Consider the following 2,327-nt stretch of genomic DNA (forward strand, 5'->3'; position numbering starts at 1 on the left):
CCGCCCCGCGTGGCCCAGCTGCACCCCGGGAACGGCGCCCGCGGCACCCACGACCTCGGCGACCCGACCCCACCCCGGCACCTGCTCGTCGCTCCACAGCCCCGCGTCGAACGGCGAGATGCGGCCCCGCGGATGCACGGCCGTCGCCTCGGCGATCACGAGCCCCGCACCACCCAGGGCGAAGCGTCCGAGATGCGCGACGTGGAAGTCGGTCACGAAGCCCTCACGGGACGCGTACATGCACATGGGGGAGATGCCGATGCGGTTGGGCAGCGTCACGGAGCGCAGGGTCAGTGGCGAGAACAGGGTCATGGCGACTCCGGGAGACGGGGGAGGCGGAGGACGGTGGCGAGCACGGCGGTCACGGCACCGCACAGCGCTGCGGCGCCGAAGCACAGCAGAAGCGCCTGCTCGGACAGGAAGGACGGATCGGCGGCCGAGGGCAGGGCGGTGATCGCGAACGCGAAGAGAGCGGCGACGACCGCGCCGGACAGCGTGCGGATGACCGAGTTCACGCCGTTCGCGGTGGCGACCTCGTCTGGAGGGACCGAGGCGGTGATGAGCGACGGCATCGCCGCGAACGCGAACGCCACCCCCGCGCCGACCAGTGCCGAGCCGAGCAGGACGGGCAGGGCCGCGCCGTGGAACAGCATCCGCAGCAGGAACGCCGCGGCCATGAGCGACGACCCCAGCAGCAGGGCGCGCTGCCCGCCGAAGCGGCTGATCACACGGGCGGCGAGGGGCGCGAGGGCGATCATCGTCACGGCGGACGGCAGCAGGAAGAGCCCGGCGGCGGCGGTCGTGGTGGCCAGGCCGTAGCCGGTCGCGGCGGGTGCCAGGGCCTCCTGGGTGGTGAGCAGGTGGTTGGCGTACATGCCGGCCGTCGCGAAGAACGAGGCCACGTTGATCGGCAGGATCGGTGCGCGCAGGCTCGTGCGCACGTCGATCAGCGGTGCCGGGTGCCGTCGCTCCCACAGCAGCCAGGCGAGCAGTGCCGCGGCCGCGAGTGCCGCGAGTCCGAGCGTCGGCACGCTGGCCCATCCCCAGTACTGACCCCGCGAGATGGCGAGCAGCAGGGCCGTGAGCCCGAGCGCGAGCAGCACGGCCCCGATGCCGTCGAATCCCCGCACGGGTCGCGTGGGGGCTTCATCGATGCGCAGCCGGATGAGCACGCAGAACACGGCGCCCACGATGGCGGAGCACCAGAACACGGCCGGCAGTCCGCCCCACGCGAGCAGCGGCCCGGCGAGCACGAGGCCCAGCGCGGAGCCCATGCCGAGCGTGCCGCTCATGAGGGCGATGCCGAGCACGGCGCGGCGGCGGGAGACGAGGGCGCTCAGGAGGGCGATGCCGATCGGCACCACGGCGGTGCCGAATCCCTGGAGCGCCCGGCCGATGAGCACCGCGAGGAATCCGGGCACGACGGCCGCGATGACCGATCCGGCGACGAGCAGCGCCATGGCCACGAGCAGCATCCGCCGGCGGCCGTGCAGGTCGGCGAGCCGCGTCACCACCGGTGTGCCGACCACCCCGGTGAGCAGGGTGACCGTGATGAGCCAGGACGCATCGGCGGCCGTGGTGCCGAGCAGGGCGGGCATGAGCGGCAGGATGGGCACGATGAGCGTGAACTGCAGGGAGGTCAGCATGCCGCATGCGGCGAGCAGTGCGACCACTGCGCGCTCGTGGCGCTCTCGTCCCGACTCCACTGTCACCGTCCCGCTCGCGGGACCGCGTCCCAGGCGTCAGGCTAGCCGGATCTCGTGAAATGAACAAGCGATTGCTAGGGTGGTGTCATGAACGCGGTAGCGGACGACGTGGTCCCCGTCGACGAGGCGGAGCGGACGGCGTGGGATCGCGGCGAACTGCGCCCGCCCGCCGAGATCGCCCCCGGCCTGTGGTGCATCCCGGTCGAGATCCCCGAGGGTACGCTGCCCGGCACGCTCGCCTACGCCGTGCTCGGCGGCGACGGCGTGCACCTGATCGATCCGGGGTGGGACACCCCGGGCAACCTGTCCCGCATCGAGGAAGCGCTCGCCGCCGCCGGCCGCGCGCTGTCCGAGCTCGCGACGGTCGTCGTGACCCACCACCACCCCGACCACCTCGGGCTTGCCGCACGGCTCCGCGACCGCACGGGAGCCCGCATCGCGATGTCGTCCGCCGAGCGTCGGGTGCTGGGTGTCGTGGTCGATCCCGCAGCCACCGACCCCGCGGCCTACCGCCATACGGTCGAGCGCTGGGGCGTCCCCCGCGATCGCCACGCCGAGCTCCTGGCGTCGTTCACGCGTCCGTCCCTCACCGGCGACGTGGAGCCCGACGTGCTGCTCGCC

3 protein-coding genes are annotated in these 2,327 nt (G+C 73.3%); 1 reads left to right on the forward strand and 2 read right to left on the reverse strand.

The features are described from left to right. A partial coding sequence (locus DW299_RS01640) for an oxidoreductase (RefSeq protein ID WP_446724776.1) occupies positions 1-312 on the reverse strand: 312 nt, incomplete at its 3' end. Beyond that, the gene (locus tag DW299_RS01645; RefSeq protein ID WP_136034043.1) at positions 309-1,673 is read right to left on the reverse strand and encodes an MFS transporter; all 1,365 of its coding nucleotides are present in this window, start codon (positions 1,671-1,673) and stop codon (positions 309-311) included. The genes DW299_RS01640 and DW299_RS01645, both read right to left, overlap by 4 nt. Before the next feature lie 120 nt (positions 1,674-1,793). Between DW299_RS01645 and DW299_RS01650 the strand changes: the two genes are divergently transcribed. After that, a partial coding sequence (locus DW299_RS01650; protein ID WP_136035402.1) for an MBL fold metallo-hydrolase occupies positions 1,794-2,327 on the forward strand: 534 nt, incomplete at its 3' end.

The sequence above is a fragment of the Microbacterium sp. K35 genome, assembly GCF_004794375.1.
Lineage (GTDB): Bacteria > Actinomycetota > Actinomycetes > Actinomycetales > Microbacteriaceae > Microbacterium > Microbacterium sufflavum.